General features: G+C 71.0%; 15 protein-coding genes and 1 pseudogene. 6 read left to right on the top strand and 10 right to left on the bottom strand.

Annotated features, from left to right (window positions below; translation table 11 throughout):
• The first annotated feature begins 40 nt into the window (after window positions 1-40).
• Together ABZ904_RS36735 and ABZ904_RS36740 are read left to right on the top strand one after the other, a co-directional pair.
• Window positions 41-1021, top strand: coding sequence for a pirin family protein (locus ABZ904_RS36735; protein ID WP_361828449.1), 981 nt, complete (start codon window positions 41-43; stop codon window positions 1019-1021).
• A gap of 91 nt (window positions 1022-1112) precedes the next feature.
• Complete coding sequence (locus tag ABZ904_RS36740; protein ID WP_360991198.1) at window positions 1113-2201, top strand: AI-2E family transporter; 1089 nt, start codon at window positions 1113-1115, stop codon at window positions 2199-2201.
• Window positions 2202-2495: 294 nt separating this feature from the next.
• On the opposite strand, the gene ABZ904_RS36745 is transcribed toward ABZ904_RS36740, so the two are convergent.
• A complete protein-coding gene (locus ABZ904_RS36745; RefSeq protein WP_361828452.1) occupies window positions 2496-4664 on the bottom strand; it encodes a SpoIIE family protein phosphatase in 2169 nt (722 codons plus the stop codon).
• A 285-nt stretch (window positions 4665-4949) separates the two neighbouring features.
• Here ABZ904_RS36745 and aspS point away from each other — a divergent pair, with 285 nt between their 5' ends.
• Window positions 4950-6713, top strand: a complete 1764-nt coding sequence (aspS, locus tag ABZ904_RS36750) for an aspartate--tRNA ligase (protein ID WP_361828455.1) — start codon at window positions 4950-4952, stop codon at window positions 6711-6713.
• Window positions 6714-6945: 232 nt separating this feature from the next.
• On the opposite strand, the gene metG is transcribed toward aspS, so the two are convergent.
• Together metG and ABZ904_RS36760 are read right to left on the bottom strand one after the other, a co-directional pair.
• Window positions 6946-8661, bottom strand: a complete 1716-nt coding sequence (metG, locus tag ABZ904_RS36755; RefSeq protein ID WP_361828458.1) for a methionine--tRNA ligase — start codon at window positions 8659-8661, stop codon at window positions 6946-6948.
• A 179-nt stretch (window positions 8662-8840) separates the two neighbouring features.
• A complete protein-coding gene (locus tag ABZ904_RS36760) occupies window positions 8841-10754 on the bottom strand; it encodes a VWA domain-containing protein (protein ID WP_361828461.1) in 1914 nt (637 codons plus the stop codon).
• Between the two features lie 323 nt (window positions 10755-11077).
• On the opposite strand from ABZ904_RS36760, the pseudogene ABZ904_RS36765 reads away from it, so the two are divergent.
• A pseudogene (locus ABZ904_RS36765) lies at window positions 11078-13149 on the top strand (PhoX family protein).
• Between the two features lie 182 nt (window positions 13150-13331).
• Here the strand turns inward: ABZ904_RS36765 and ABZ904_RS36770 are convergent.
• On the bottom strand, window positions 13332-13505 hold the full coding sequence (locus tag ABZ904_RS36770; protein ID WP_359402919.1) for a hypothetical protein: 174 nt from the start codon (window positions 13503-13505) through the stop codon (window positions 13332-13334).
• A gap of 627 nt (window positions 13506-14132) precedes the next feature.
• On the opposite strand from ABZ904_RS36770, the gene ABZ904_RS36775 reads away from it, so the two are divergent.
• On the top strand, window positions 14133-14378 hold the full coding sequence (locus ABZ904_RS36775) for a winged helix-turn-helix domain-containing protein (protein ID WP_359402916.1): 246 nt from the start codon (window positions 14133-14135) through the stop codon (window positions 14376-14378).
• Between the two features lie 258 nt (window positions 14379-14636).
• Here ABZ904_RS36775 and ABZ904_RS36780 read toward each other — a convergent pair whose 3' ends face one another.
• From ABZ904_RS36780 to ABZ904_RS36795, 4 genes are all read right to left on the bottom strand, one after another.
• Window positions 14637-15530, bottom strand: a complete 894-nt coding sequence (locus ABZ904_RS36780) for a replication-relaxation family protein (protein WP_361828466.1) — start codon at window positions 15528-15530, stop codon at window positions 14637-14639.
• 779 nt (window positions 15531-16309) lie between these two features.
• The gene (locus ABZ904_RS36785) at window positions 16310-17320 is read right to left on the bottom strand and encodes an endonuclease/exonuclease/phosphatase family protein (protein WP_359402911.1); all 1011 of its coding nucleotides are present in this window, start codon (window positions 17318-17320) and stop codon (window positions 16310-16312) included.
• Between the two features lie 118 nt (window positions 17321-17438).
• The gene (locus ABZ904_RS36790) at window positions 17439-17861 is read right to left on the bottom strand and encodes a hypothetical protein (protein WP_361828469.1); all 423 of its coding nucleotides are present in this window, start codon (window positions 17859-17861) and stop codon (window positions 17439-17441) included.
• A gap of 106 nt (window positions 17862-17967) precedes the next feature.
• Window positions 17968-18747: an alpha/beta hydrolase gene (locus ABZ904_RS36795; protein ID WP_359402905.1), complete on the bottom strand. Its 780-nt coding sequence runs from the start codon at window positions 18745-18747 to the stop codon at window positions 17968-17970.
• 79 nt (window positions 18748-18826) lie between these two features.
• On the opposite strand from ABZ904_RS36795, the gene ABZ904_RS36800 reads away from it, so the two are divergent.
• Window positions 18827-20167: a PLP-dependent aminotransferase family protein gene (locus ABZ904_RS36800; protein WP_361828472.1), complete on the top strand. Its 1341-nt coding sequence runs from the start codon at window positions 18827-18829 to the stop codon at window positions 20165-20167.
• On the opposite strand, the gene ABZ904_RS36805 is transcribed toward ABZ904_RS36800, so the two are convergent.
• Both ABZ904_RS36805 and ABZ904_RS36810 read right to left on the bottom strand, forming a co-directional pair.
• Entirely contained in the window at window positions 20082-20981 is a 900-nt protein-coding gene (locus ABZ904_RS36805) for a hypothetical protein (RefSeq protein ID WP_359402899.1), read from the bottom strand. The two genes, ABZ904_RS36800 and ABZ904_RS36805, sit on opposite strands and share 86 nt — an antisense overlap.
• 311 nt (window positions 20982-21292) lie before the next feature.
• A complete protein-coding gene (locus ABZ904_RS36810) occupies window positions 21293-21766 on the bottom strand; it encodes a hypothetical protein (RefSeq protein ID WP_359402896.1) in 474 nt (157 codons plus the stop codon).
• Between the last annotated feature and the right edge of the window lie 16 nt (window positions 21767-21782).

The following is a 21782-nucleotide window of genomic DNA, read 5'->3' on the forward strand; positions in this document are numbered from 1 at the left end:
CAATCGTCAACTAAAGTGGAAGCACAAAGGAGGTACCGACATGCCTGCAGTGACCGTCGAGAACCCGCTGACCCTGCCCCGTGTGGTCACGCCCGCCGACGCGGTGTCCCGTCCCGTGCTCGGTGTCACGACCGCGCCCAGCGGCTTCGAGGGCGAGGGTTTCCCGGTTCGCCGGGCGTTCGCCGGAATCCACTACCGCCACCTCGACCCGTTCATCATGATGGACCAGATGGGCGAGGTGGAGTACGCGCCCGGCGAGCCCAAGGGCACGCCGTGGCACCCCCACCGCGGCTTCGAAACCGTCACGTACATCATCGACGGCATCTTCGACCACCAGGACTCCCAAGGCGGTGGCGGCACCATCACCAACGGTGACACCCAGTGGATGACAGCCGGCTCCGGCCTCCTGCACATCGAAGCCCCGCCGGAGTCGCTCGTCGTGTCCGGCGGCCTGTTCCACGGCATCCAGCTCTGGGTCAACCTGCCCGCCAAGGACAAGATGATGGCCCCGCGCTACCAGGACATCCGTGGCGGTCAGGTCCAGTTGCTGACGACTCCCGACGGCGGCGCCCTCCTGCGCGTCATCGCCGGTGAGCTGGACGGTCACCAGGGCCCCGGTGTCACGCACACGCCGATCAGCCTGATCCACGCGACCGTGGCGCCCGGCGCCGAGGTCACGCTGCCCTGGCGCGAGGACTTCAACGGCCTCGCGTACGTCCTGGCCGGACGCGGCAGCGTGGGCACCGAGCGGCGGCCGATCCACGTCGGGCAGACCGCCGTGTTCGGCGCGGGTTCCTCGATCACCGTCCGCGCGGACGAGAAGCAGGACTCCAACACGCCGGACCTCGAGGTCCTCCTGCTGGGCGGACAGCCGATCCGTGAGCCGATGGCGCACTACGGGCCGTTCGTGATGAACACCCGTGAGGAGCTCCAGCAGGCGTTCGAGGACTTCCAGAAGGGGCGCCTCGGCACGATCCCGACGGTGCACGGGATGGACGAGAAGGGGCCGCAGGGCGCCTGACCTCTCCTGCCTCCACCGGCCCTGACGTCGCGTCACCCGGGCGGGCCGTCCGCACAGGACAGCCCGCCCGTGCGCGTGGTCGGCTGGTGGGGTGCAGCTTCTCCCCGAGCCCGTACGCCGGCTGGCTGCCTGGTGCGCCGTCCTTCTGCTGGTCGCCGGGGTCGGCTGGGTTGTGATCAGGCTGTGCGGGGAGTTCCGTACGGCTGTCGTGCCCGTGCTGCTCGCGCTCCTCGGGACCGCGCTCCTCGGGCCGCTGCACCGGCAGCTCGTGCGGGTCGGGGTGCACCGGTCCCTGGCCGCCGTGATCACCTGCGTCGCCGTGGTGGCCGTGGTCGGCGGCGCGGTCTACATCGTCGTCACCGCGCTCATCGACACCGGCGACCAGATCGTCGCCTCGCTGAAACGGGCCGGGAAGTCGGTCGCGCAGTACTTCGGAGCCGCCGGGACCTCGCTGGACGACCTGGCCTCCCACTCCAAGGAACTGCTGACCAAGTTCGGCGGGACCGCCGCCTCCAACGTCCTCAGCGGGGTCAGCGTGGTCGGCGAGGCCATCGCCATGGCCGTCCTCGCCCTGCTGCTCGTCTTCTTCTTCCTGCGCGACGGCCACCGGGCCGCCGGACTGCTGCGCTCGCTGACCCCGCGGGACGCCGGGGACACCGTCGAGGCGATGGCGCGGCGCGCCTACGAGGCGGTCGAGGGGTTCATGCGCGGGACCACGCTCATCGCACTCATCGACGCCTTCTGCATCACCGTGGGGCTGCTGATCCTCCAAGTGCCCGGCGCGATCGGGCTGGGTGCGCTCGTCTTCGTCGGTGCGTACGTCCCGTATCTCGGCGCCTTTCTGTCCGGCGCCGTGGCGATCCTGGTCGCCCTCGCCGACCGCGGGTTCGTCATCGCACTGTGGGCGCTCGGTGTGGTCGTCGCCGTGCAGATGCTGGAGGGACATGTGCTCCAGCCGGCGATCCAGAGCCGGACGGTGCAGATGCACCCTGCGGCGGTACTGCTGGCGATCACCGCGGGGGCCTCGGTCGCGGGGATCCTGGGGATGCTGCTCGCGGTGCCGCTGACGGCGGCGGCGTTCGGCGTGGCGCACGAGCTGCGGACGCGGTACGGGCACGAGGAGACAGCCGTCGTCCCGCCGGAAGCGGAGGGTGGAGAGGAACGGCCGCCGGCGACTTGACGCGAACCGGGGTGCCTGGCGGCGGCGGTGGTCCGGGGCCTCGACGCCTGCCGAGACCTGCGTGCCCCGGGGAGCGGCGGCCGGGGCCGGGTGCCGACCGCCGAGCCGCTGAGCCGACGGCCGGGTCGCTGCGCCCGTTGGGTCGCTGGGCCAGGGCCGACTCGCCGGGCCGCTGGGCCCGGGGCCGACCGCCAGGTCGCCGCCCCCAAGCCCAGCCCCGCGCCAAACCTCCGTCAGCGCACCCCGCCCGTCATCGCATTCACGTCACCGCATCCGCGGCCCCGTAGCCGCCGCCTAGACCTTGCTGTCGTCCTTCGTCGGCTCCTCGTGCAGTTCGAACCAGATGCTCTTGCCTTCACCCCGGGGATCCACCCCCCAGGCGTCGGCGAGCAGTCCGACCAGGACCAGGCCGCGGCCTGAGGAGGCGAGCTCGCCGGGGCGGCGTTTGTGGGGAAGGTCGTCGCTGGCGTCCGTGACCTCGACGCGGACCCGGCGTCCGCTGCCGCCGTCCAGGCCGTCCCCGTCCTGGAAGACCTCGGCGACGAGGAGCGCGTCCGTGTCGGTGTGCACGAGGACGTTCGTCAGCACCTCGGAGACCAGGAGCACCGCCGAGTCCACCTGGTCCTCGGAGGACCAGTCGTGCAGCAGTTCACGCAGCTGGTGCCGGGCGCTCGCGATCCGCTCCGGTTCCGCCTGCGCGATCGTCAGCATCATGCGGCGCACGGGCTGCCGTATCTCCGTGGCCGGTTCGCAGCCGCACCCCGGGGCCACCCGGCACAGCAACACCACGGCTATGTCGTCCTCGCGCCGGTCGGTCAGCGGCCCGGTGGCGTGGTGGGAGGAGGGCCCGTGCACGGCCTGGACCAGCGCGTCGGCCAGCCCCTCCATGTCGCCTTGGTGCTCCTCGAGGATCCGCCGGATCCTCCGCCAGCCGGTGTCCAGGTCGTGCCCGCCGGTCTCGATCAGCCCGTCCGTGCAGAGCAGCAGGGTCTCGCCGGGTTCCAGGACGAGCCGGGTGGTCGGGTAGTCCGCGTCCGGGTCGATGCCGAGCGGCAGTCCGCCCGCTGTCGGCCGCATCAGCACGGTCCCGTCGGCCATGCGGATCGCCGGGTCGGGATGGCCGGCGCGGGCGATCTCCAGCGTGCCCGTCGCGGGGTCCACCTCGACGTACAGGCAGGTCGCGAAGCGCAGGTCGGCGCCGTCCTCGCCGTGGGTCATCCCGTGCAGGAAGCGCGAGGCGCGGGAGAGGACGGCGTCCGGACGATGGCCCTCGGCGGCATAGGCGCGCAGCGCTATCCGCAGCTGGCCCATGAGGCCCGCGGCGCGTACGTCGTGGCCCTGGACGTCGCCGATGGTGAGCGCGAACCGGCCCCCTGAGGAGTTCGTCCCGGAGGTGCCCCCGGGCAACTGGATCAGGTCGTACCAGTCGCCGCCCACCTGGAGCCCGCCGCCGGTCGGCACATAGCGCGCGGCCACCGTCATGCCGGGTATCCGGGGGCCCAGCGTGGGCAGCATCGAACGCTGCAGCCCGTCCGTGAGCTCCCGCTCCGTCTCGGCGGCGCCCGCGCGGAACAGTGCCTGAGCGAGCATGCGGGCGACCGTGGTGAGCACAGCGCGCTCGTCGGGTGTGAAGGTGACCGGGTGCTTGAACGCCGCCATCCAGGCGCCCATCGTCCGCCCCGACACGGTCAGCGGCAGGAACGCCCACGACTGGCGTCCGAAGTGCGCGGCGAGCGGCCAGGAGACGGGGTAGCGGGCCTTGTACTCCTCGGGTGAGGACAGATAGACGGCGCGGCCGGTACGGACGACCTCGGCGGCCGGGTAGTCCGTGTCCAGCAGCATCTGTGTGAAGGGGCCCTCGGCCCCCGGCTTGTGCCCGTGGTGCCCGACGACGGTCAGCCGGTCGCCCTCGACCCCGAACACGGCGAGTCCGTCCGGGGAGAAACCGGGCATGGCCAGCCCCGCCGCGACCCGCAGCACCTCCTCCGTCGACCGCGCCTCGGCCAGGGCGCGCCCCGCGTCCAGCAGGAACGCCTCGCGCGAGCGGCGCCAGTCGCCGGTGACGGGGGAACGCACGGCGCTCGGGGAGGGATCCGTGACCTCCTGGAGGGTGCCCACCAGTTCGTACGCACCCGTGTGCGGGTCGATCGAGGGCTTCGAGCGGCTGCGGACGGTGCGCACCACCCGTCCGTGCGCGTCCATGATCCGCATCCGCATCTCGGCGATGGTGCCCTCGGCCAGCGCGAGCTGGACGATTCCGTCGACCTCGTTCCAGTCGACGGGGTGGAAACGGGCACGGATACCGGCCTCGCTGAGGATCGCCGGCTCGGCCGGCAGCCCGACCAGCCGCGCGGCCTCCGCGTCCAGAGTGACGAGCCCCCCGGCGGCGTCGTAGCGCCATAGACCGGTCGCGAGAGCGGCCAGGACATCCCCCATGGCGGGCAGGGGCTCACCAGTACGCATTGCCCCACTGTAAGAAGCGGGGATCGACGGATGCCACCGAACGCGGGAAAAGGGGATCTTGAAATGATTCGTGGTGATCTCCGACAGGTTCCATGCCCTCAAACTGGTTCGACGTGGTTCTGCGCGTCCGGACGCATCCGCGCCCCCGATCAGGGCGCGCCCGTAATCAAGGGGAGGCGATCTTGAGGCGGCCGGTACCCTTGGAAGGTCCCGGGCCGTGCCCGCCCGGAGGCGCCGGGGCGAGCGGCCCCGGAAAGTCCCCGATCCGCGAAGACTGGATGAACGATGCATCGGTACAGGTCCCACACCTGCGGCGAGCTCCGCGCTTCTGACGTCGGCAGCGACGTCCGGCTGAGCGGCTGGCTGCACAATCGGCGCGACCTGGGCGGCATCCTCTTCATCGATCTGCGCGACCACTACGGCATCACGCAGCTCGTCGCCCGCCCCGGCACGCCCGCGTACGAGGCGCTCGACAAGCTCTCCAAGGAGACGGTCGTCCGCGCCGACGGCAAGGTCGTCTCCCGCGGCGCGGAGAACGTGAACCCGGACCTGCCGACCGGCGAGATCGAGATCGAGGTCGGCGAGGTGGAGGTGCTGGGCGAGGCCGCCCCGCTGCCCTTCACGATCAACACCGAGGACGGTGTGAACGAGGAGCGGCGCCTGGAGTACCGCTTCCTGGACCTGCGCCGCGAGCGCATGCACCGCAACATCATGCTGCGCACCGCGGTCATCTCCGCCATGCGCCAGAAGATGTCGGCGATGGGCTTCAACGAGATGGCGACGCCGATCCTCAGCGCCACCTCCCCCGAGGGCGCCCGCGACTACGTGGTCCCCTCGCGTGTGCACCCGGGCCGGTTCTATGCGCTGCCGCAGGCCCCGCAGCAGTTCAAGCAGCTGCTGATGATCTCCGGCTTCGACCGCTACTTCCAGATCGCGCCCTGCTTCCGCGACGAGGACGCCCGCGCGGACCGCTCGCCGGGCGAGTTCTACCAGCTCGACGTCGAGATGAGCTTCGTCGAGCAGGAGGACGTCTTCCAGCCGATCGAGAAGCTCATGACGGAGCTCTTCGAGGAGTTCGGCGGCGGGCGTCACGTCACCTCGCCCTTCCCCCGGATCCCGTTCCGCGAGGCGATGCTGAAGTACGGCTCCGACAAGCCGGACCTGCGCGCCAAGCTGGAGCTGGTGGACATCACCGATGTCTTCGAGGGCTCCGAGTTCAAGGCTTTCGCGGGCCGGCACGTGCGCGCGCTGCCGGTGCCGGACGTCTCCGCACAGCCGCGGAAGTTCTTCGACCAGCTCGGTGAGTTCGCGGTCTCGCTGGGCGCCAAGGGCCTGGCCTGGGTGCGCGTCGCCGAGGACGGCTCGCTGACCGGCCCGATCGCGAAGTTCCTGACCGAGGGGAACGTCGCTGAGCTGACGAAGCGGCTGTCCCTGGCCCCTGGCCACGCCGTGTTCTTCGGCGCCGGCGACTTCGACGAGGTCTCGAAGATCATGGGCGCGGTGCGGGTGGAAGCCGCCAAGCGTGCCGGCCACTTCGAGGACGGCGTCTTCCGCTTCTGCTGGATCATCGACTTCCCGATGTACGAGAAGGACGAAGAGACCGGCGCGATCGACTTCTCGCACAACCCGTTCTCGATGCCGCAGGGCGGCCTCGAGGCGCTTCAGACGCAGGACCCGCTGGACATCCTGGGCTGGCAGTACGACATCGTCTGCAACGGCGTCGAGCTGTCCTCCGGCGCGATCCGGAACCACGAGCCGGACATCATGCTCAAGGCCTTCGAGATCGCGGGCTACGACCGGGAGACCGTCGAGGAGAAGTTCGCGGGCATGCTCCGCGCCTTCCGCTTCGGCGCCCCGCCGCACGGCGGCATCGCCCCCGGCGTCGACCGCATCGTGATGCTGCTGGCCGACGAGCCGAACATCCGCGAGACGATCTCCTTCCCGCTCAACGGCAACGCCCAGGACCTGATGATGGGCGCGCCGACGGAGCTGGACGAGCCGCGGCTGCGCGAGCTGCACCTCTCCATCCGCAAGCCGCAGCCGAAGTAAGGCGCGACACGAGAGCGGGCCCGGAACCCCGAGAAGGGGTTCCGGGCCCGTCCGTCTTTCCCGTGGGCATCGCCCGTGGACACGGCGTCAGGACCGGGCTTTGTACCCGCCCCGAGCGGTCGCGATCTTCACCTGCGCGGCGAACGGCCGCTTTGCTCACCGGGGATCTCGGAAATGCCGCGGGGCCCCGGGAACGCATCGTTCCCGGGGCCCCGCGGAGCGGCCGACGTGCTTACGCCGTCTCGCCGCCGAAGCGCTCCTTGTAGTTCTCCAGGTCCTCTTCCGTGAGCTTGGCGAAGAGGACCGGCGGGACGGTGAAGGGCGTGCCGGGGGCGACGGTGGCGAGGGACTTGGCCTCCTCCTGCGTGACCCAGGTCGCCGTGTCGTCCTTCAGGTCGAAGGCGCCGCGCATGGCCGCGGACGACGTCGGGATGAACGGCTCCGAGACCACCGCGTACAGGTGGATCAGGTTCATCGCCGTGCGCAGGGTGAGGGCCGCGCCCTCCTTGTTCGTCTTGATCTCCAGCCAGGGGGCCTTCTCCTCCAGGTAGGAGTTGCCGGCCGACCACAGGGCGCGCAGCGAGGCCGCCGCCTTGCGGAACTGGATGGCCTCCATGTGCTCCTCGTACTCCGCGAGGAGGCGCCCGATCTCCTCGCCGAGCTTCGCCTCGGCCTCGCCCGGCTCACCGCCCTCCGGGACCGCGTCGCCGAAGCGCTTGCGGGAGAAGGACAGTACCCGGTTGACGAAGTTGCCGAGCGTGTCCGCCAGGTCCTTGTTCACCGTGGCCGTGAAGTGCTCCCAGGTGAAGGAGGAGTCGTCGGACTCCGGCGCGTTCGCCATCATGAAGTAGCGCCAGTAGTCGGCGGGCAGGATCTCCAGCGCGTCATGGGTGAAGACGCCGCGCTTCTGCGAGGTGGAGAACTTGCCGCCGTAGTAGTTGAGCCAGTTGAAGGCCTTGATGACGTCGACCTTCTTCCACGGCGAGCGGGTGCCCAGCAGGGTCGCCGGGAACATCACGCTGTGGAAGGGCACATTGTCCTTGCCCATGAACTGCGTGTAGTGGACGTCCGCGTCCGACTCCCACCACCACGAGCGCCAGTCGCGGTTCTCCGGGTCCTGGTCCGCCCACTCCTTTGTGGCGCCGATGTATTCGATCGGGGCGTCGAACCACACGTAGAAGACCTTGCCCTCGAGGGCCAGGTCCGGCCAGGTGTCGGCCGGTACCGGCACGCCCCAGTCCAGGTCACGGGTGATCGCACGGTCGTGCAGGCCCTCGGTGAGCCACTTGCGGGCGATCGAGGAGGCCAGGATCGGCCAGTTGTCGGCGCGCTCGTCGACCCACGCCTCGACCTCTCCGGCCAGTGCGGACTGGAGGAGGAAGAGGTGCTTGGTCTCGCGGACCTCCAGGTCGCTGCTGCCGCTGATCGCCGACCGCGGGTCGATCAGGTCCGTGGGGTCGAGGACGCGCGTGCAGTTCTCGCACTGGTCGCCGCGGGCCTTGTCGTAGCCGCAGTGCGGGCAGGTGCCGATGATGTACCGGTCGGGCAGGAAGCGGCCGTCGGTGTTCGAGTACACCTGGCGGATGGCCCGCTCCTCGATGAACCCGTTCGCCTTCAGCTCGCGGGCGATCTCCTGGGTGATGTCCCGGTTCTGCGTGGAAGAGCTGCGGCCGAAGTAGTCGAAGGCCAGGCTGAAGCCGTCGTACACAGCCTTCTGCGCGTCATGGGCCTGGGCGCAGAACTCGTCGACCGGCAGGCCCAGCTCCTTGGCCGCCAGCTCGGCGGGGGTGCCGTGCTCGTCCGTGGCGCAGATGTAGAGCACGTCGTGGCCGCGCTGGCGCAGATACCGGGAGTACACGTCCGCCGGGAGCATGGACCCCACCATGTTGCCCAGGTGCTTGATCCCGTTGATGTACGGAAGGGCGCTGGTGATGAGGTGTCGAGCCATCGCGGGCTGCTCCCAAGTTGTTGCGTGGAGTGACGGGCGTCGGCTTTTCGGGCCGTCTGCGTCGTCTGCGAACCTTGAAATCGTAGCCGAAACAGGCGGGCCGCCCGCTTCCCGTTTTATGTCGTGGGAAGGGGCGGCCGGATGCCGTTGCGCCGGTCGGGCGGATCTTCGGGCGTACCTTACGGGCGCCAGGCCGCCAGTACGCCCTCGTAGACCTCCGTGTCCGTGAGCTCGCGGGGGGTCTCGCCGGCCAGGAAGTGGGCGGTGTTGTCCGTCTTGAGCTTGCGGAGGTAGTCGAAGGCCTTGTTCTCCGGGTCGCCGAAGGCGATGAAGGAGAAGAAGAGGCCGGGGTGGCTCTTCGCGGCGTTCGTGAGGGACTGGGTGGCGGGGGTCTTGGCGTCCGGGGCGCCGTCCGTCTGGAAGATCACCAGGCCCGGCAGAGCGGGGTCCGAGGACTTCTCGTGCTGGGCGATCACCGCTTCCACGGCCGCGTGGTAGCTCGTGCGGCCCATGCGGCCGAGGCCCGCGTGGAGGTCGTCGATCCGGTTCTCGTGGTCGGCGAGGGTGATTTCGCCGGTGCCGTCCAGTTCCGTGGAGAAGAAGACGACGTGCACCGTCGCCTCGGAGTCCAGGTGGGCGGCGAGGGCGAGGGCCTGCTCGCCGAGGGCCTGGGCGGAACCGTCCTTGTAGTACGGGCGCATGGAGGCCGAGCGGTCGAGCACCAGGTAGACCTTGGCGCGGGTGCCGGTGAGGTCGAACTTCTCGAGGGAGGTCGCCGCGGCCTTGTAGGCGGTGGCCAGGCCGGGGGCGAGGGAGGTGAGCCCGTCGAGGGTCAGCGCGGGCAGGGCAGCCTGCGGCTCGGGCGTCTCGGCCTGCTCCTCGGGCGCTTCGGCCTGGGGCTTGCTTGCTTCGGCCTGCTCCTCGGGCGCTTCGGCCTGGGGCTTGCTTGCTTCGGCCTGCTCCTCGGGCGCTTCGGCCTGGGGCTCGCTTGCTTCGGCCTGCTCCTCGGGCGCTTCGGCCTGGGGCTCGGCTTCGGCCTGCGGTTCGGCCGTCTCGGCTTCGCCTTCGGCGGTGTCGTTCCCGTTCTGGGCTGCCTCGCTGTCGGCGGGCACGGGCTCGGCCACCTCGGCCACGGGCTCGGAAGTGGGGGCTGCCTCCGGCTCCGGTTCGGTCTCGGGGGTGGCTTCGGCGGCGGGCTCGGGCTCGGGGGTGGCTTCGGGCTCCGGCTCCGCCGTGACCTCGGCCGTCGGCTCCGGTTCGGGGGCCGCCTCCGGCTCCGGTTCGGCCTCGGGGGTGGCTTCGGCGGCGGGCTCGGGCTCAGGGGTCGGCTCGGGCTGCGCCTCTGCCGCGGCCTCTTCGGCCGGTTCCGGCTCCGGTGCGACTTCCGCGGCAGGCTCCGGCGCCGTCTCGGCCTCCGGTCCTTCCGTCACCTCGGCGGCCTCGGCCTCCGGCTCCGCAGCAACTTCAGCCTCGGCCTCGGCAGCCTCGGCCTCGGCAACCTCAGCCTCCGCGTCGGGCGTCGCCGCGGGCTCGGCCTCTGCCTCGGCGGGCGTCTCGGCCTGAACCGGCTCCTCGGCCTCGATCTCGGTCGTCGCCGCAGCGTCAGTCTCCGCGTCGGGCGTCGCCGTAGGCTCGGCCTCCGCCTCAGCGGGCGCCTCCGCCTCGGCCGGCGTCTCCGCCGTCGCCTGCACCAGCGTCTCCGCCTCGGGCTGCACCGAAGCCTCCGCAGGCGCGGAAGCCTCCTGCAGGACCGACGTCTCCGCAGGCGCGGAACCCTCCTGCGGCGCCGAACCCCCCGCCGGTGCCGAAGCCTCCGGCTCCTCCGTCGGAGTCGCCTGCCTCGGGACCGTCACGTTGTCGAACGCGGCCGAGACCAGTTCGTGTTCGTCCACCCAGTCCGACGACTGCTGGGCCGGGATCCCGGGTGTCGCGGCCGGCGCGGTGGTCTCCGTGGCGGACGGTTCCGGCTGTGTCGCCGGTGCCGAAACCGCCGGTTCCGTGGGCGTCGCCGTCTCCCGCGAGGGCTCCTCCTCGGCGGAGCGACCCTTGCGTGAGCGGCCGAACGCGTTCCGCAGGAGAGTGAGAATGCCCATGTGCGCAACCCTTCGCATGAGTTGATGCCCGTCAATCCCTGGCCAGGACGGACACGTAAGGTTAGCGGTCACAGGCGGCGATCTTGGGCAGGGTCCGGCTATCGGAAGCGCCCGGTGTCAACGGCGCGATCCCGCCATCACCTGCCGTCCGGCCAGGCGGTCTGACCGCCGTGCCCCCCGCGTGGACCGCGCCTCGCCGACCGCTGCTCCAACCCCCGTACGGCTCCCACTGATTCACCCATCGTTCATCAGTCCGCCTGAATCTCGCACATCCACCCCCCTAAGGTCACGCCCCCACCAAGAGATCGCATGGGGAGAGTAAAGTGCGCAAACCGCTGCCGCTGATCGGAACGCCGTCCGACTCGCACCCCGGCGGCCGGTCCGCCCTGACCTGCCGTTTCCGGTGTGGTGACGCCTGTTTCCACGAGGTGCCCAACACCACTACCAACGAGTACGTCGGCGACGTCATCGCCGGAGCCCTCAGCCGCCGTTCCGCCCTGCGTGCCGCCGCCGTCGTCACGGTCGCCACCGCCACGGGAACGGCAGCCGTCGCCAAGGCCCCGCAGGCCTCGGCCGCCGACGCCCGGGGCACCGCCGCGAGCACCGCCGGCGGGGCCCGCGGTCTGCGGTTCGCCTCCGTCGCCCCCGACACCACCGACGCCGTGGTCGTGCCGGAGGGCTACCGGCAGAACGTGGTCATCCGCTGGGGCGACCCGATCCTCCGCGGTGCCCCCGCCTTCGACCCGGAGAACCAGACCGCCGCCGCCCAGGCCGGCCAGTTCGGGTACAACAACGACTTCCTCGCCCTCCTGCCCCTCCCGGGCGAGCGCGACCGTCAGCTCCTCGTGGCGAACCACGAGTACACCGACGAAGTGATCATGTTCCGCGGGTACGACCCGGCGAACCCCACCCGGCAGCAGGTGGAGGCGGCCTGGGCCACCCACGGGCTCGCCGCCGTGGTCGTCGAGGAGGACAGGAAGACGGGCCGCCTCACCGCGGTGCCCCGCCACCACCTCAACCGCCGTGTCACCGCCACCAGCGAGTTCCGTCTCACCGGCCCCGCCGCCGGATCGGACCTCCTGAAGACCTCCGCCGACCCGACCGGCCGCACGGTCCTCGGCACGCTCAACAACTGCTCCGGCGGCACCACCCCGTGGGGCACCACCCTGCACGGCGAGGAGAACTTCAACCAGTACTTCGCCAACGGGTCCAGCGCCACGGACAAGCGGTACGGCATCGGCACCTCCGCCACCGAGCGCAAGTGGGAGCGGTTCGACAAGCGCTTCGACCTGGCCCAGGAGCCCAACGAGGTCAACCGCTTCGGGTACGTCGTCGAGTTCGACCCGTACGACCCGACGTCCACGCCCCGCAAGCGCACCGCGCTCGGCCGCTTCAAGCACGAGGCCGCGACCGTGCGGCTGACCGAGGACGGGCGGCCCGTCGTCTACTCCGGTGACGACGAGCGGTTCGACTACTTCTACAAGTTCGTCAGCAGCAAGCGGATGCGGCACGGGAACTCACGGTCCGCGCGCGAGCACAACCTCACACTCCTCGACGAGGGGACGCTCTACGTCGCCAAGCTGACCGGCGACTCCCCGGCCGCCGACATCGACGGCAGCGGCAAGCTCCCGGGCGACGGGAGTTCGACGGTTCCGGCACCTGGATCCCGCTCGCCACCGCCACCGCCACCGCCGACGGCGCCGTGTCCCACGTCGAGGGCATGAGCGCGGACGAGGTCTTCGTGTTCACCCGGCTCGCCGGGGACAAGGCCGGTGCCACCAAGATGGACCGGCCCGAGGACATCCAGCCGTCCCCGCACACCGGCAAGGTGTACGTCGTCCTCACCAACAACACCAACCGAGGCAAGACCGGCTCGCCGGCCGCCGACGAGGCCAACCCGCGCAGCGGCAACAAGCACGGGCACATCCTGGAGCTGACCGAGGGCCGCAACCGGCCCGAGAGCACCGTGTTCGCCTGGTCCGTCTTCCTCGTTGCGGGTGACCCCGCCGACTCCTCCACCTACTTCGCCGGCTTCCCGAAGGACCGGGTCAGCCCGATCTCCTGCCCGGACAACGTGGCCTTCGACCCGCACGGCAACCTGTGGATCTCCACCGACGGCAACCAGCTCGGCTCCCACGACGGGCTCTTCGGCGTCGCCGTGCGCGGCGAGCGGCGCGGTGAGCTGAAGCAGTTCCTGACCGTGCCGAACGGCGCCGAGACCTGCGGCCCGATCGTTCAGGACCGGCGCGTGATCGTGGCCGTGCAGCACCCGGGCGAGATCGACGGCGCGAGCGTCGAGAAGCCGGCCAGCACCTGGCCCGACGGACCGGGGAAGATCGTCCGCCCCGCCGTCGTGGCGGTGTGGCGCGCGGACGGCCGTGACGTAGGGGTCTGACCCTCGGGTCGGACCCCTGACGGGGGACGAGGGGGCGGCGCCCGGCTGGCACGGCCCCCTTTGCCGCGAGTGACGGGATGCCCCAGGGCAGCGACAGCTCCACCAGCGATTCCCTGTTGCCGCGGAAGCAGACCTGGGCCGGCCACTCGCCCTCAGCCGCACACCACATCCGTGGACGTGAGCTAGGCGCGGCGCGTGGCCACCGAGAGCACGTCCTCCAGCGCGTCAGTGACCGGCCGCAGGAACACAGCTAACTCATCGGCCGTGGGCTCGGTCTCGCTGTCCAGGACGGCCCGCACGAGGACCAACAGCGCAGCGGCGGCTTCCAGCGAGGAAAGGTCGGTCGGCCTGTTCATGAGGTTGCGGTGGTTCGGCCGTGCGGATGCCTGCGAATCGTCCGCGCTGCGTCGAATCGTGCCCACGCCTTTCCGGCTCGCTTGGCGGCGGCCAGCGCGATGGACGCTTCTTCGCACGTCGCGCAACCGGCGATGGGACGCGCTTCGTACAGCCAATCGTCTAGGGGTAGCTCAACCGGCGCTTGCGGGTAGCGAGTCGGCTCGATCATGCAGCACCCCTGGCGTAGGTCTGGCCCATCCTCGCCAGTAAGGCCGCCCGTCGCCTCCCGCGCTGTCGACGCTGTTCTTGCTCCCGCTCCCATGCGATCACGTACGGCCAGATAACCGCAGCCTCTTCGCCCACCAGCTGGGCTGACTCTTGGAGCCTGCGGCAGCGGATGGGTACGGATTCCGGCTGCCGAGTCTCCCGAATCGGTTCGGGCCAGTGCTTTCGGGCGGGCATGACCAATGCGAGGCGCAGCGCAAATAGAGTGCGCATAGCGGAACCTCCTCTGTTCCGTTAGCCCCTGGGAAACGGCCCTTGCCCGGCCGTCCTGGGGGCGCTTTCTTTCCTTGGCCCACAGTACTCGCGGTTGTCTGCAGTTATCTACGGATGCACGGAAACCTGCGGTCATCCACGATCGGATCATGGAACTTGACCGCACGCGCCCGCTGTGGAGGCAGATTGCGGCGGAGATCATCCGACGCATTGAAAGTGGCACCTATCCGCCTGGTAGCCGAGTACCCAGCACGCTGGAAATCGCACAAGAGTTCGGTGTAGTCAATGCCACAGCGGCCAAGGCCATGCGGCACGTGCGGGAGCAGGGGTACACGCGCGGGGAAGTCGGGTTGGGCACCTTCGTCGCTGACTCGCTGCCGACCGGCGGCAGCTGACCACATCAGATTTGCGAAACCCTGACAGCACGAGCATCGGTGGTAACTCGAGCCTCGACTTCGCAAAGGGTTTCGGCTGTTCACACCTGCCTCACTGCTTCTGGCTTGCGCCCGTCCTGCGCAATCCCGTGGCGGCGACTGCGCAGGACGGGGCGATGGCTGCGCAATGCCTGCCCCCTGCGTACTTTGGGTGCGCAACGCCGTGACCTGCTGTGGTCGGGCCCATGGTCGGGTGTGCGCAGCCGCTGCGTGGGCTGGCTACTGCATCCAGCTGGCTCTCTGGTCGGGGTCCTGGACGGGGCGCCATACGGGCGCTGACGGGCCGTGTTGGAGGAGATCGGTTAGTGGTGCCGCCAGGGCGGGGACCTCGCAGAGGAAGGCAGACACCGCCCAGTTCGCGGCGGCCGCGCGCAGGGCCCTGATGCGGGTCTCGACACCAGCGGGGCCTGTGCCGTCCAGGACGAACAGCAGCCGTGGAAAGAGCGGGTAGTGCCGCCGCCATTCCTCCTGCAGCGGCTCGGCAGGCTGGCGCCGTCCGAGGGGCGCGGGCGTGTAGCGGTGGAGGCGGGCGTAGGCAGCGAGCTTCGCAGCCAGGCGCTCCGGGCCCATGGTCGCCCGGTCCACCTCCACGAATGCCCGCAGCATTGCACCGTCGCCGCCTTCACTGCCGCGCCGGTAGAACAACAGTGCGTCGGGGATGACAGCCTCGCCGCTTCCGAGCGGGTGGTAGACCTCGGGCATCCAGTCCAGCGGTCGGCACACCTCGTCGTGGCGGCGGGCGTCCTGGACAAAGGAGAGCCCGGTCTCGGTCACCACGAGCGCGTGTGCGAGCCGCAACCGCGCGGCGGTTCGATCGGACACCGTCTTCGGCGGCCGCCGCCCTCGCAGCTCCGGCCACTCGGAGGCGACCTGCACGCCGTACTGAGTGGAGAACCACACTCTCAGCCGTCCGGCTTGCGGCAGCGTGATGCGGTCGACCAGCCCCTCGGCACACAGCTTGGCCAGCCGCCGCCGGGTCTGCTCGATGCGCACCTCGGGGGCGAGTATCCGGTGCATCTGCTCAGTGGTGGCCATCCGGTACTGCGTCAGCACCGCCAGCGCCAACCGGTCACCACTGCCCACATCCACGTTCGTCATCATCGGCTGCTCCACCTCCTCTACGGTGCGACGCCGTCCTGCCTGGCGCCGCGCGTACCGGATAGAGCAGCAGTCAGCCCCGACCAGACCACCGACCCGGAAGCCCCGACCACGGTCACAATGCGACAACAGCGCACCCGACCGGGCTGACATCCCGCCCGACAACCTCGCCGAGTGCCGCCCGCACCGTGCAGCGCCTGGGTTGCGAAGCCGCAGATCACCATGCCTGTCGGGCCATGGTCGGGAGCCCGACAACCCTCTTCCCTCTCCCCTTGCCTGTCTGTCTGTTTGTTGTGTGGGTGGGGGCGGCATGTGTGGCAGGGGAAGCTGCGAGGGTTGGGGCGGCCGCATGTCGTGTTGCGCGTCGGCGTGGCCTCCGCGCTTCGCACCGGACGGCACCGGCGCGGCCCGACGAGCGCACGAAAGCCGTCGGTGCCGTCTCGGCTGCGTCCGGCTTGGGCCTGCCCTTCGGAAGAACGTCCTCACCGAATCCTCTCCCCGGCAACTGTCCTGCAGGTTCCGCGAGGACCTCGCTAAGGAAGCGGGCCCGCTACTTGGAGACTGTCGCCATGCTCACCCAGGGCCACCGAGCTCGCCGACTGGGACAGGCCGCCCGGATCAACTGCGGCGCACGCCTACACGATCCGCGACCGCGGCGCGAGGGCCTGCGGCATCGAGAAGGGTTTCCCACCGCTGTAGCACCTGCCGCTCGTTACCCGACAACAACAACTCGGCCCACTTCGGCTTCGGACACCCCATGACCCCATCAGGGAAAGAATCACGAACTCAGGACACTAGGCCGTGCGCCGGCGGAGGGTGATGTCCACGATCAGCGCCCGGTGGTCGGTGTCGGCGATGTCCAGGAAGCGGGCCGAGTTCACGGAGAAGTCCCGCGAGAGGAGGACATGGTCGATCTGGGCGCCGAACGGCGGGGCGGTCCTGGCGGGCCAGGAGGGGATGCGCGCGTCGTCGGCGAGACGGGCTCCGTCGTGCAGGCCTGTGCCGAGGATGCGGCGGAAGGCGGCGTGGTCCTGGGAGGCGTTGAAGTCGCCGGCCACGATGGTGGGCGTGTCGCCGCCGGCCGCCGCGTAGGCGCGCAGCTTCCCCAGTTCGTGGCGCCAGAGGGAGACCTGGCCGGGGAGCGGGGGCATGGGGTGGGCGAGCTGGACGCGTACGGCGCGGCCGTGCACGTCGGCGACGGCTCCGGGCATGCCCATGGTGCCGGGCACGCCGGGCGCGGCCTTCAGCGGGAACCGGCTGAGGATGAGCGACCCGTCCGAACCGGCGCCCTCCACGGCCTGCCGGTAGGGGTAGGGGCCGGCCGGGCCGCCGAAGGCGTGCTGCAGGGTGGCGGAGCAGCGGTACTCGCACTCCTCGACGAACACGAGGTCGGGGCGCTCGCGGCGGATGGCGGGCGCGAGGGAGTCGGTGCCGCGGCCGAACTCGACATTGGAGGTCAGCACCCGCAGTTCGGCGAGCGGGGTGCCGGAGGGCTCGTCCGCCCTGCCGTACGGCTCGCTGTACCAGGCGAGCGCGGCGAGGACGAGGACGGCCCAGAGCATGCCGGTGCGCCAGCGGGCGAGCAGGGCGAGCAGGAGGGCCAGCGCGGTGGGGGCGAGCAGCCAGGGCAGAAAGGCGAGCAGCTGCGGTACGGGCGTGACCGCGTCGGTGTCGGCGGCCCGGCAGCCGACCACGACGCTCACTGCGGCGAGGAGCAGTCCGGCCGCCCAGGAGCCCGCGCCCCGTCCTCGGGACCGGTGCGGGACCTCGGTCTGCCCGATCCGCCTCGCGGTCGCAGTCTCCACGTACTGCCGCCTTCCCCTCGGTGGACCCCGGTGCCCGAATCCTCCCTCGAAGACGGGGGCGGCGTGGAGAGGGTCGCCGGTACGCCGCCGAAGGGGGACGGCCGCGGCCCCGAACGGGCTACGGTGCCGGCTCGGCGCGGTCTCCCGTCACCAGGGACCAGATCACGAACCCGCCGATCGCGATGGCGATGAACGACCAGACCGGGGCGTACGGCAGGAACATGAAGTAAAGGATCATGTAGAGGGCGGCCAGGCCCACGCCCGTCCAGCGCGCCCACTCCATGCCCTGGAGCACTCCCCAGCCCGTGATCATGAGCAGGGCCCCGACGACCAGGTGGATCCAGCCCCAGGTGGTGAGGCTGAACTGGTAGACGTAGTTGCCCACGCGGACGTAGACGTTGTTGGTGGCGATGCCCGCGATGCCGTTCAGCACGCCCACCACTCCTCCGACCATCATCAGGACCCCGGCGAACGCCGTGCCGCCGGTCGCCCACGCCGTACGCTTCGGGGGCGGCGCGGTGCGTGTGGTGTGCTGGACCATGGGGTCGCCTCCTCGGGGACGGGACGTTCATCCGCAGGTTCGCCCGGGAGGAGGAGCCGCGCAGGGGGAACGGGGCCGAACGGGTGACGGCCGGCGCCCTGGTGCGTCAGGTGTCCACGCGCTTCAGGAACTCCTCCAGGGCCTGGTTGAACTCGGCCGGCCGTTCCAGGTTGGGCAGGTGCGCGGCGCCGGCGACCACCCGGAGCGTCGCGTCGGGGAGGGCCGCGTGCAGGGCGCGTGCGTCCGGGACGGGCGTATAGGTGTCCTCCTCGCCGACCACCACCAGGGCCGGGACCGTGACTGTGGGGAGCAGGGGGCGGTAGTCGGGGCGCAGCGCCCTGCCGCGCAGGGCCGCGGCCGCGCCCTCGGGGGGCGTCGACGTCATCATGCGGTGGACGTGCGCCGCCACCTCCCGGTCCGCGGACGGCGCGACCATCCGGTACAGCACCTCGTCGGCGTACCCGCGCATGCCCTCGCTCAGCAGCCGGTCGGCCATGTCGGACCGGGCCCGCCTGCCCTCCTCGGTCTCCGCCGCCGGGGAGGTGTCCGCGAGCACGAGACCGGCGATCCGCTCCGGGAACCGCGACCAGCACTCCATGGCGATCTGGCCGCCCATGGACAGTCCGGCGAGCACGAAGCGGTCGACGCCCAGTGCGTCGAGGAGGTCCGCGAGGTCGTCGGCGAACACCGGCAACGGGGTCACACCGGGGACGACCGGGGAGGCGCCGTAGCCCCGCAGATCCGGCACGATGACGCGGCGCGTACGGGGGAACTCCGCAAGCTGCGGTGCCCACATCGTGCGGTCGAAGGGGTGGCCGTGGACGAGGACGAGCGGCATCCGGTCGGTACCGGCGCCTTTGTCCTCGTATGCGAGGAAGGGTGCCATGGCTCCGACCCTAGGGGCCGCCAACTGCTCGGTGCAATAAGGTCTTTGCTCTCGGTGCAATCGAAGGGGGAGCGGAATCGTGCAGGACTACCGGCGCATAGCCGACGGGATCGCCGCGGACATCGCCGCGGGACGGCTGCGACCCGGTCAACGTCTGCCTCCGCAACGGGCGTTCGCCCGCCGGCACGGGTTGGCCCCGTCGACGGCGGGGCGGGTGTACGGCGAACTCGTACGGCGCGGCCTCGTGGTCGGCGAGGTCGGCCGGGGCACCTTCGTACGGGCCTCGCCGGTGCCGACGGGCCGCGCGCTCGCCGAACCGGCGACCACGGCACCCGTCAACCTGGAACTCAACTACCCTTCCGCGCCCGGCCAGTCGGAGCTGCTGTCGGCCGGGCTCGCACCGCTGCTGCGGCCGGACGTCCTCGCCGAGGCCACCCGCACGGCGGCCGCCGCCGGAACACCCGAGGTGCGCGAGGCCGCCGCGGGCCTCCTCGCCACCGCGAGCTGGCGTCCGGACCCGGACCGGCTGCTGTTCGCCGGCAACGCACGGCAGGCCGTCGCGGGCGCCCTCGCCGCCCTGGTACCGCCCGGTGGCCGGGTCGGCGTGGAACGGCTGACGTATCCGCTGGTCAAGGAGATCGCGGCGCGCCTCGGCATCGTTCTGGTGCCGATCGCCACCGACGAGGAGGGCTTGCGCCCGGACGCGCTCGCGGCCGCGCACCGCTCGCTACCCCTGTCCGCGGTGTACGTGCAGCCGACCCTGCACAATCCGACGTCGGTCACGGCGGGACGGGAGCGGAGGGGACTGCTCGCCGGCGTCCTGCGCGAGGCGGGCCTTCCGGTCGTCGAGGACCGCATCTGGTCCTTCCTGTGCGGGGACGAGGGCGGCGAGCCGCTCGCGGCATACGCGCCCGAACGCACGTACGTCGTCGACGGGCTGTCCAAGCGCGTCGCGCCCGGCCTCACCGCCGGGTTCCTGGTGGTGCCCGAAGGCCACGGCGAGAAGGCGGCCGCGGCGCTGCGCTCGGGCGGGTGGACGGCCGGGCGGTTCGCGCTGGAGGCGGCGGTGCGGTGGATCGGGAACGGAACCGTGGCGCGGTTGGTGGCCGCCAAGCGCGAAGACGCCCGGGCGCGTCAGCGGCTGGTCGCCGAGCACCTCGACGGCTTCGCCGTACGGGCCGATCCGCGTGCGTACTTCGCCTGGTGGGAACTGCCGCGGCCGTGGCGCGCCGATGTCTTCACGGCCGCCGCGGCGCAGCGCGGGATATCGGTGACACCGGGACCCGCCTTCGCGGTCGGCCGGAGCGGGGCGGAGGGCGAGGCCGCGGACTGCGTCAGGCTCGGACTTGCGTCGGTTCCTCCGTCGCTGCTTGCGGGGGCGCTTCGGACGCTCGCCGGCGTCGCGCGTACAGGCCTGTGAGCCAGGCGGCCAGCGCGACCGTGAGACCGAGCGCCATCAGCACCCAGGCGGCCATGCGCAGAGTCTCGGTGAGCGCGTCGTAGACCGCGCCCGCCGCCGGGTGGGAGACATCCGCGGGAAGATCCCTCAGCGTCATCCGGCGGCCTACCGCGATCGCGATGGCGAGCAGTGCCGCACCCAGTGCCGTGCCGAGCCCGGTCGCCAGCACGGCGCGGCGGCGGCACACCGAGACCAGGATGCCGGCCACCGCGGAGACGACCGCCGCGACGGGCAGCCAGAAACCGGTGATCTCGAGCACGTGGAACCCCTTCCGGAGGTTCGTCAGGTCCTTCGACTGCAGCAGGGTGATCTCCGTGTGTGCGACCGGGATGCGGCCCGCGAACGGCACGTGCTGGTCGGCGAGTTGCTGCTTCATGCGCTCGGTGGCGGGTGCGAGGTCGATGGTGACCGGCATGTCGCCGTCGTCGCGCAGGGCGCGCATCACGGCGTCGTGGGCGGTGAGGTTCGCGGTGTCCCAGGCGGTGCGGAAGGCCTCGGTGGAGGTGAACGAGCGGACCGCGTCATGGACGAAGGAGTGGACCGAACCCTGAAGGGGCGGGCCGACGTGGACCTCGCGCATGATGCCTTCGGTGACGGCGGCGGCGATGGCGTCCTGCACCTGGGAGTCCGAGGCGAGCGGCGCGGTGGTGGCGGCGTAGCGGGCGCCGTCCTCGATGCCGTACTTCGCCCACGTGGCAAGTACGCCCAGCGGCACGAGCAGGCACGCGAGGCCGACCAGGACGGCGGAGAGCACGCTCCGGGCATGTCGGGACACGTCACCAGAGAAGCGTGTCCTTCGGCGATCGGCGAGCGGCTTGCCTGCAAATGGGTGGATATGACAATCCGATGGGTGAATGCAGGGCGCTCCGAGTGGGTCGGGTCCGCGATCTTGTGATCGCGCCCTCCGGTGGAGGGTTCACCCGAAGGGGTGTTATCTGGTGGTGGGGAGAGACGACTCGGGCTCCTCGACCGGCTCCCGGGAGCACATCCCGGGTGACGGGTGAGTGAGGGAGACGCACGAGGCCCCGGTGTCGGCGTGTGCCGACGGCCGGGGCCTCGTGCGCCGGAACGGGCGCCGGCCGGCGGTCAGACGGCCGGCCAGGGCTCTCTCACCTGTTCCTCGTGCGTGTAGTACCGGTAGTAGTCGAACACGAACGCCGCCACGGCGACCGCCAGCGAGATCCCGATGCTGCGCAGCACGGTGTGATCGGTCTGGCTGTACAGGAAACCGAACGCGACGCCCGAGAACACCGCCCACAGCAGCGCCCGTGCCTCGCGCCGCAGATGGGGCGCCACCGTCAGAACGCCGATGCACAGCGCCGCGAACACGATCACGGACACGAAGCCGAACAGCACGTTCCATCCGGTGATCGGGCCCCCGCCGCGTCTGATCGCAGCGGCCCAGTAGCCGTAGACGAGTCCGACGGCGACGGGCCCCAGGATCCGCGCGATCCCGTGCGCACGCCTGTCGAGGACATCGGGCGGACGAGGGGCCGTCACCGGCCCCTCGGGCCTGGTGGCGGGTATGCGCCCTGTCGCCGGTATGGGTCCAACAGCCATGGGAACGCTCCTCTCT

This window comes from Streptomyces sp. NPDC046900 (assembly GCF_040644975.1).
GTDB lineage: Bacteria > Actinomycetota > Actinomycetes > Streptomycetales > Streptomycetaceae > Streptomyces.

Bases quoted from the DNA above. Each gene is read 5' to 3' on its own strand.
- ABZ904_RS36745 (WP_361828452.1), bottom strand. From the start codon at position 4,664: ATGCGTACTGGTGAGCCCCTGCCCGCCATGGGGGATGTCCTGGCCGCT.
- metG (WP_361828458.1), bottom strand. From the start codon at position 8,661: ATGGCTCGACACCTCATCACCAGCGCCCTTCCGTACATCAACGGGATC.
- ABZ904_RS36810 (WP_359402896.1), bottom strand. From the start codon at position 21,766: ATGGCTGTTGGACCCATACCGGCGACAGGGCGCATACCCGCCACCAGG.
- ABZ904_RS36770 (WP_359402919.1), bottom strand. From the start codon at position 13,505: ATGAACAGGCCGACCGACCTTTCCTCGCTGGAAGCCGCCGCTGCGCTG.
- ABZ904_RS36790 (WP_361828469.1), bottom strand. From the start codon at position 17,861: ATGGTCCAGCACACCACACGCACCGCGCCGCCCCCGAAGCGTACGGCG.
- ABZ904_RS36795 (WP_359402905.1), bottom strand. From the start codon at position 18,747: ATGGCACCCTTCCTCGCATACGAGGACAAAGGCGCCGGTACCGACCGG.
- ABZ904_RS36760 (WP_361828461.1), bottom strand. From the start codon at position 10,754: ATGGGCATTCTCACTCTCCTGCGGAACGCGTTCGGCCGCTCACGCAAG.
- ABZ904_RS36775 (WP_359402916.1), top strand. From the start codon at position 14,133: ATGGAACTTGACCGCACGCGCCCGCTGTGGAGGCAGATTGCGGCGGAG.
- ABZ904_RS36735 (WP_361828449.1), top strand. From the start codon at position 41: ATGCCTGCAGTGACCGTCGAGAACCCGCTGACCCTGCCCCGTGTGGTC.
- aspS (WP_361828455.1), top strand. From the start codon at position 4,950: ATGCATCGGTACAGGTCCCACACCTGCGGCGAGCTCCGCGCTTCTGAC.